Source organism: Robertmurraya sp., assembly GCF_036676585.1.
GTDB lineage: Bacteria > Bacillota > Bacilli > Bacillales > Cytobacillaceae > Robertmurraya_A.
In genome coordinates this window covers 1-7,844 of sequence record NZ_JAKFCQ010000091.1, presented here as the reverse complement: position 1 = coordinate 7,844, position 7,844 = coordinate 1, and the positions used below count along the sequence as shown (strand labels likewise).

The 7,844-nt window shown below is 34.4% G+C and carries 6 protein-coding genes and 1 rRNA gene; all 7 read right to left on the bottom strand.

Features of this window, described 5'->3' with window-relative positions; all coding sequences use genetic code 11:
* Positions 1 to 527 precede the first annotated feature (527 nt).
* The 7 genes from ACGLXV_RS12835 to rrf all read right to left on the bottom strand — a co-directional run bounded on the left by ACGLXV_RS12835 (position 528) and on the right by rrf (position 7,839).
* Positions 528 to 1,637 (bottom strand): SpoIIE family protein phosphatase, encoded by a 1,110-nt coding sequence (locus ACGLXV_RS12835; RefSeq protein WP_391558926.1) that lies wholly within the window; start codon positions 1,635 to 1,637, stop codon positions 528 to 530.
* Positions 1,638 to 1,681: 44 nt separating this feature from the next.
* Positions 1,682 to 2,404 carry an EAL domain-containing protein gene (locus ACGLXV_RS12830; protein ID WP_391558925.1) on the bottom strand — a complete coding sequence of 241 codons (723 nt, stop codon included), beginning with the start codon at positions 2,402 to 2,404 and terminating at the stop codon, positions 1,682 to 1,684.
* A gap of 313 nt (positions 2,405 to 2,717) precedes the next feature.
* Positions 2,718 to 3,983 (bottom strand): sensor domain-containing diguanylate cyclase, encoded by a 1,266-nt coding sequence (locus ACGLXV_RS12825; RefSeq protein WP_391558924.1) that lies wholly within the window; start codon positions 3,981 to 3,983, stop codon positions 2,718 to 2,720.
* Positions 3,984 to 4,619: 636 nt separating this feature from the next.
* Positions 4,620 to 5,111, bottom strand: a complete 492-nt coding sequence (locus tag ACGLXV_RS12820; RefSeq protein ID WP_391558923.1) for a YehS family protein — start codon at positions 5,109 to 5,111, stop codon at positions 4,620 to 4,622.
* A 219-nt stretch (positions 5,112 to 5,330) separates the two neighbouring features.
* The gene (gene rlmD / locus ACGLXV_RS12815) at positions 5,331 to 6,713 is read right to left on the bottom strand and encodes a 23S rRNA (uracil(1939)-C(5))-methyltransferase RlmD (RefSeq protein WP_391558922.1); all 1,383 of its coding nucleotides are present in this window, start codon (positions 6,711 to 6,713) and stop codon (positions 5,331 to 5,333) included.
* 20 nt (positions 6,714 to 6,733) lie between these two features.
* Positions 6,734 to 7,585: a DNA-3-methyladenine glycosylase family protein gene (locus ACGLXV_RS12810; protein WP_391558921.1), complete on the bottom strand. Its 852-nt coding sequence runs from the start codon at positions 7,583 to 7,585 to the stop codon at positions 6,734 to 6,736.
* A gap of 138 nt (positions 7,586 to 7,723) precedes the next feature.
* Positions 7,724 to 7,839, bottom strand: a 5S ribosomal RNA gene (gene rrf / locus ACGLXV_RS12805).
* Positions 7,840 to 7,844 lie beyond the last annotated feature (5 nt).

Genomic DNA, 7,844 nt, shown 5'->3' with positions numbered 1-7,844 from the left:
TTTGGAATTGTGAGGATTGGACTACGAAAGTGTTTTAAATAAAGATTAAGGGGTACCTCAGAAAAATTTTACTGGGGTACCCTTTTCTATCTATTTCAATATTAGGTTAGCAACACCTTCAACATGGCTTGGATGGTGATGGCAGATAGCGCGGTGTAGTGGTGTTCATCTAAATAATTCAGTATTCCTATGACTATTATAGAAGTAGTTCCCTTATAAATTATGCTAATGCAGCAGCTAGTCAAAGAGGATTTAATCTTAAGTTATGAAAGACCTCTGTTGAAATAGCACAACACAAGAGGAGTGTTAATAATAGGAAAATATTTCGATTTGAATTCCGAACTGACCAGTAGACAGCAGAAATATAAAAAATGACTTAAGCGACTTTTACTCTATATTCCATAGGGCTTAGTCCGTTTAGTCACTTTTGGTACCTATAGTGATTTTAGAAATTTATCATACTCATCTACCGCTTTAGATAATATTTTTTGAGACATAAAAATAACACTATACCATTCTAGTAATTATTAAAGTTGAATTGATAATATTGAAATATCATCTTTTTGATTTATATTATTTTTTATAATAGTAGAAATCTCACTAAGTGAATAATGTTGATATTTCGTTTTACCAGTGTTTAATAGGAAGTTCTCAAAGTTCTTGAGATTCATATCCATAGAGTCAAATATACCATCAGTATACAATATAACTCGGTCGTTCTTGGAATATTTCACCTCACCACTGGATACTTTAGGGGATTCCATCAAGCCAATAGGAGGAACTCTATTATCAAGAAATTGATCTTTATTTCTACTTAAGACCACACCACTGGGGTGGCCAGCGTTTAAGTAATTAATCTTTTGTTTTTTTGTGTCAATTAATAAATATATACCTGTACAGAAATATAACCTTTGGCTATTTAAAGTTCTAAATAGAGAATAAAAATGCTTATTTAATTCATTATATACCTTCACTGGGTCTGTTACTCGAGTAATAATCCCAGGAAGCAAAGACCGCATGGACATACTAATAAGACTTGACGATACACCATGTCCCATAATATCTAATAAGATAACTCCATAAAGATGCTTATCTATTTTGAACCATGCATACATATCTCCAGAAAGATATTCAGAGGGTAAATATAACCCTTCAATTTTAATTTCTTCTTCTTGTAATGCTGGAACTAAAATACTTTCTTGTATCGATTTCGCCAATTTTAAATCTTTTTGCAGACTTAATTCAAGTAGTTTTCTTTCAGTTATATTTTTATGGGTAATGACAGCACCATCTATTTTCCTACTTTCTTCATTAACAATTAAAGGTGTAACATCCATATTAAACCACCTTATTTCAAGCGGGCTATGGCAAGGATACTCATATGAAAATATGTTTAATTTTCCACTTAAAACATCCTTAATTCCTTTAGCTATTTCTGATGGAGACATAGTAAAGTAATTATTTCCTATATCACACTTTTCTATATTTCCGTTATTTTCTTTACAAAAGTGTTTCCAACTGAAGTTGGTAGAGATAATATCTCCCAGTTGATTAATAATTGCTATTTGATATATTTGTGAATCAATAACTGCTTGACTAAATCTTTTATTTTTTTTAAATGTAAGTGATTGTTCCAAGTCATATACACCTCCTTAAATATATTAAATTGACGTATTATCTGTTAATATTTAGGTCTTGGAGATGGCTTACCAAATAAATAGTCTTGAAAAAGTTTAATACCCACTTGTTTTAGCCGTTCAAAATCTTCACTGAATTCCACCCCTTCTGCAAGTGGAATTGAACCGATTTCTTTTGACTTTTGCAAAAATTGTTTTGCAATATGTTGTTTGTTTTTATTTTCAGATATTCCTTGAACAAACTTCATATCTAATTTCATATAATGAGGCTTAATAGCTTCTAACATTTCAATTGTACTATAACCTTCCCCAACATCATCTAAAGCATATCGGAAACCTCCATCTCCGTAATAAGTCAATATACTTTTTAAATGTTCAAGATCATCTACTTTTTCTGTCTCTACAACTTTAAACACAAGTTGTGAAGGATCTACTCCTAATTGAGATGATAATCTAGTTGTAGATTGTAAGCAGAATTCGGGAGAATAAATTGACATTGGTATGAAATTAATAAATGCTTTCTTGCCATTTAAATGTGTTGCATAACGAATAGCAGTCAACCTACATAAACGGTCCAACTCATATAATCTTCCTCGGGTCTTAGCCGCTTCAAAAATAATATTGGGGTAAATTAAAGTTCCATCTTCCTTTTTAAACCTCGAGAGAATTTCATAGGCATAAATTTTTTCTTCTCTATCGACAATGAGTTGATAATAGCATGTTAATAGTCCATTTTTAATTACTTGATCGATCCATGCCCATTTCAAGAATTTTTTCTAATTCCTTGATTGGGTTCCAGATCTGTTTATTAAATCAAAAGAATACATTTTCTGTTTTCATATGGTCCAAACAAAAGTCCAAAAATTCCTTTGCACCTGTTTCGTTTCCCACAAGTATATTATCTTTTATTTTAAACTCAATATCCCTCTCTTCAAATGTTCACTTACAACTGATATATTCTTATGACTACTCTTACCTTTATACATAATCTCAATACTTAAATCTTCCACTAAACAATTATCACACTTCATAATTTCCCTCCACAAATTAATCAAACATATCAAGAATAAAGACATATAGTTATGAAAGATTGTATACTTGATTTCTTCCACATTCTTTTGCTTTATATAATGCTTGATCAGCTAATGAAAATATTTCATTTTGATCTATTTGTGTGAAACCTTCTGCCAAAACTGTAGAAACACCGATACTAATAGTTACATAGTTGTTAATATTAGATTTACGGTGTATTATTTTTAATCCTGCAACTTTTTTGCAAAGTTGTTCTGCTATCGATATCGCAATTTCCTCTCTTGTGTTTGGTAATATAACACAAAACTCTTCTCCACCTATCCTACATACAAAGTCTGTTTCTCTAATACTACTTTTTAATGCTTGAGCTACTAAAGTGAGGCCTTCATCACCTTTTTGATGGCCATATGTATCATTATATTTTTTAAAATAATCAATATCGATAGCTAATAAAGAGAGAGGTTTCCTAGTTTGCCCATTCGATTTACATTCTTCACTTAATTTTAGATTGAAAAATCGACGGTTGTATATGCCTGTTAACTCATCTATATAAATAGTTTTTTCTAATTTTTTTATTTTCTTTTTGTGATTCGTAATATCTCGTGATATACAAATAATCTCTTCACTTTTTCCATCTGTCGATAATACTCTTTGACTCTTTGTTTCAAGCCAAATATATTTTCCACCTTTACAACGGAAGCGATAATTTATTGTTTGTATACCTTCACAATTTAAATTTTTTTGGTGCGATAATTTAATTTTATCAATATCATCATGATGAAAAAAATCATATGCAGATTGATTTAAGAGTTCTTTGGCATTATACCCTAACATTGTATAACTAATGGGAGAAACGTACGTGTACTTCCCGTCAATGGTATGCAGCGAAATAAAGTCTGTAGAATTTTCAGCTATGAGTCGATAGCGTTCTTCATTGCTTTTCACCTGTAATTCTATCAATTTACGATTCGTTATATTAACATGAGAAACCACTGCGCCTTTATTTATATTTTGATTTATTGCAATGGGAGTCACTCGTAATAGGAACCATCGTATTTCCATTTCTGAATGACAGGGATATTCAAAAGTAAAATGATCAACACTGCCATGCAAAACTTGTGAAATCCCAGAACTTACCTCTTCTTGGCATACAGCTAGATAGTTATTTCCAATCCCACACCTTGATATATCTCCGTTATTTTCCTTACAGAAATTTCCCCATGCTTTATTGATAGCTATAATTATCCCATTTTTATCTAATACTGCAATCTGATCGATTAATGAATCTAATACAGCTTGGTTAAAAAAACCCATTTTTAATACTCCTCTTTTTTATCAGTATTATAATTAAAAGCAAAGTCCCTCTTTTAATAGAATACATAGAAGTTAATTTTTATCATACTCCTTTTAACTATAGTTCCAAATTTAAGGTAGGTACTAATTATCATTCCAAATTTCTCAAAATCCTTCTAGGTTAGAAAGGTAGTAGAATAATGTTTTTAGCATAGCAAGAAATTAAAAAGGAATAAACTTCGTTTCATCTTGATAACTGGAATTTAAATGTTTGTATCTGTTATTGCTACCAGCATCTGTTCTTGTTTCATTTGATTTGACTTTGATTTTGTTAAACGAATTTTTTTAATACAGGAGTGGCTCAAACTAAAAGATTTTTTTAGTACTTAATATAATAATTATAAGATTAAGAATCTAGGCAACGACAAAGCAGATGATAATGCTTGTCATCTCTAAATGACTTAATTCCAACAATTCTTCTTTCAATGATTGAAAAGATTACTTGTGATCAAGACTGCACTGACCAACTTAAATACAGCTTGTTAATACGTTACAAAACACGTAAAAAGGCAACGCCCCTAATGAAGAGCAGTTGCCTTATTTTAAATTGAGTTGCGAGATACACTCCATGTGTGTGGTTTGCGTAAACATAGATCCCTATCCTCTATATCTAATAGCTAACCCTTTCAAGAAATTCCGAGCATATCGATCTCCACAGAACTTATAGTTTTTATGACCCACTTTTCTTAATAAGGCACTTAGTTCTCCTTTGGTAATACGAACTCCTGCATCTTCTAAGATTTGAAGCATATCTTCACTTGTTAATGACAAAGCGATTTTCAGCTTTTTTAGTAGGAGATTATTCGAGCTTTCCTTTAGAGATGGAGCCTGTCTTTCAGGTTGACCTGGTTTTGGATCTTGCTTTCCTCTTTTAAAAATAATAAAGCCGTTTAAAAAGGCATCGAACATCTGATCATCACAGATGATCACATCCTCATTATCCTCTTCTTCTTCATTTATTTTCGTGAGGATCTTTAATACCTCATCTTTGGTTACCTCAACTCCACCAAGTTTAAAGATTTCTACCATGTCTACATTTTTAATATCTAAAGCGTATCTTAATCTGATTAATATATCGTTATTATTCATTGATTTATCCCCCTGAAGATTGTTTACCTTTCCTACTATAGCACTTGTCATAAAAAAAATTAAATGACCCCTGAAAATAAGGAGCCATTCTTTAAGTTCAGACTTATTAGACTGTGGATAACTTGATTTTTTCAATTTTTTCATGTTTTTTATCCAGATTTTATACTCTATGTGAATAAAATTGTGGATATTGTCTGACTTATCCAAAAAAACTGCCATTTATCCCTTTAAGATTAAACTAGTAACACTTTCAATGTGACTTGTTTGTGGGAACATATCCACAGGTTGAATATAACCAACCTTATATTTTGAAACCAACACGGAGATATCCTTTGCCAGTGTGGATGGATTACATGAAACATACACAATTTTCTTTGGCTTTACCTTTAAAATCGTGTTTAATAACTGTTGATCCAAGCCTGTTCTTGGTGGATCCACTACAAGTACATCCGGTTTCCATCCTTCTTTTGCCCATTTCGGTAGGACTTGTTCGGCTTTACCGACAACATAAGTAGCGTGACTGATTCCATGTCTCTCGGCATTTTTTTCTGCATCTTCAATCGAATCCGCGATAACATCCATTCCACGGATTTCCTTTGCTCCGTCTGCTAACCATAGACCGATTGTTCCCACTCCACAGTAGGCATCCACAACTTTTTCCACACCTGTTAGTCCTGCTGCTTCTTTTACCTCATTGTAAAGGTTCACGGTTTGTTCAGGATTTAGCTGGAAGAACGTTCTTGCTGATAGCTCAAATTCGAGTTCTCCTAGAGTTTCTTGAATGAACTCTCTTCCCTCTAATAGTCTAGTTTCATCACCAAAGATAAGAGATGTTTTTTGACCGTTTACGTTTTGCACAATGGATGTTACTTCTGGCAAGGCTTGCTTGATTCGAGCAACGATTTCGTCCTTGTGAGGAAGCTCGCGTTGGCTTGTGATTAAAACGATTTGTAGTTCCTCTGTTTTCACACCAATTCGAGCAACAATGGTACGTACGACACCTTTGCGAGTTTTCTCATTATATACAGACACTTTAAGATCTTGTAAAATCTCTTTCACGGTTGATGTTGCCTTGTTTGTAGCGGAATGCTGTACCGCACAGTGTTGAATATCAACAAGCTTGTGTGAGTTGATGCCATATAATCCGGCTAGTAATTTACCGTCACGCTGCCCCACCTGGAACTGGCTTTTGTTTCGGTAGTTCCATGGGTTCTCCATGCCAAGTGTGTCACGGATATCTAACTTTTCAACATTTAGCTTTGTATGACGCTCAAGTGATTGCTTCACGATATCCCTTTTTTCCACAAGCTGTTGACGATAGTCGAGATGCTGGAGCTGACAGCCTCCACACTCCTCGTACACAGGACATGGTGGTGCAACACGATGTTCTGATTTTTTTCGTATTTTTTTGATGCGCGCTTCAGCAAACTTCGGTTGAACTTTTGTTGCTTCTACAACTACTTCTTCACCTGGGAGAGCACCTGGTACGAAAACGACTTGCTTTTTAAAGTAGCCTACTCCTTCCCCATTGATACCGAGTCTCTTAATTGTCAGTGGAAAGGTTTGTTTTTCAGTTATTCTTACAGATTGCTCCTGTTTCATTGTGTTCTTCACTCCATCTATTATTCGATACTTCTCCACAAGTAAAGAGAAGCGTAGCTTGCGTATGGCTCCCAGCTTGGCTTGTAGCCTTCCATTTCTTCCTTCGTCGGCTTTCTGTCCATATTGTATAGTTTTTTGAGTGCATTTTGTAAACCGATATCAGCAATTGGGAAGAGATTTGGTCGACCGAGTCCAAACATGAGGAAGTTTTGTACGGTCCATGGACCGATGCCCTTTAATTTGACGAGCTCTTCCATAATCTCATCATCTGACTTTTCATGCAACTTATGAAGCTCTAATTTCCCCTCTACAATCGCTTGTGCCACACCAATCGCATATTCCGCTTTACGGCCACTGAATTGAAGCTCACGTAGCTCCTCAATTTTTACACTTGCCAATTTTTCTGGATCTGGGTAAAAGTAAGCTCCGTCTTTTTCTGTGCCAAAGATTGTGACAAATCGCTGAGTTAATGTGTGAGCAAACTTCAGGTTGAGTTGCTGATGAACTATGCATTTTAATAAACAGTTGTAAGGATCAAAGTCTAAAACCAGAGGAGTTCCCACATGCTCTTTAAAAATCGGGGCTAAATCTGTGTTACGAAAATGGGTGTGAATATCATCTAAAGGTTGATCCCATTGGAAGATTTCCCGTAAACGAGCGATAACAGCCTCACTAATCTTACCACTCAATTCAAATGAAGGCTCCTCAGTTGTACCAGTTGCTGTTACTTTTACAACTTGCTTGTCTCCGTTGACGATGAGGGGAACTTTAACCGTGCGTTCCTGTAGATCTATTTGATTTAATGGATCTAATGCAAGTCTGTATAGTACTTGATCAAAGTTGTATGGTCCTTTAATACGTATTCTCTCCATAGTTTGTCCCGTCCCCTTGTTTTTTCTGTAAGTATAGCATTTTTATATGTAATATAGAAAAAACATAAGGACAGTTATAAAAAAGAAAAAGCTCTCACAAATAAAGAGAGTAGTCATGTGACTACTCTCTTTATGCGTGCCTGGCGACGTCCTACTCTCACAGAGGGAAACCCTCAACTACCATTGGCGCTGAAAAGCTTAACTTCCGTGTTCGGTATGGGAACGGGTGTGACCTTTTCGCTATCGCCACCAGACTTTT

Bases quoted from the DNA above. Each gene is read 5' to 3' on its own strand.
- ACGLXV_RS12825 (WP_391558924.1), bottom strand. From the start codon at position 3,983: ATGGGTTTTTTTAACCAAGCTGTATTAGATTCATTAATCGATCAGATT.
- ACGLXV_RS12820 (WP_391558923.1), bottom strand. From the start codon at position 5,111: ATGAATAATAACGATATATTAATCAGATTAAGATACGCTTTAGATATT.
- rlmD (WP_391558922.1), bottom strand. From the start codon at position 6,713: ATGAAACAGGAGCAATCTGTAAGAATAACTGAAAAACAAACCTTTCCA.
- ACGLXV_RS12810 (WP_391558921.1), bottom strand. From the start codon at position 7,585: ATGGAGAGAATACGTATTAAAGGACCATACAACTTTGATCAAGTACTA.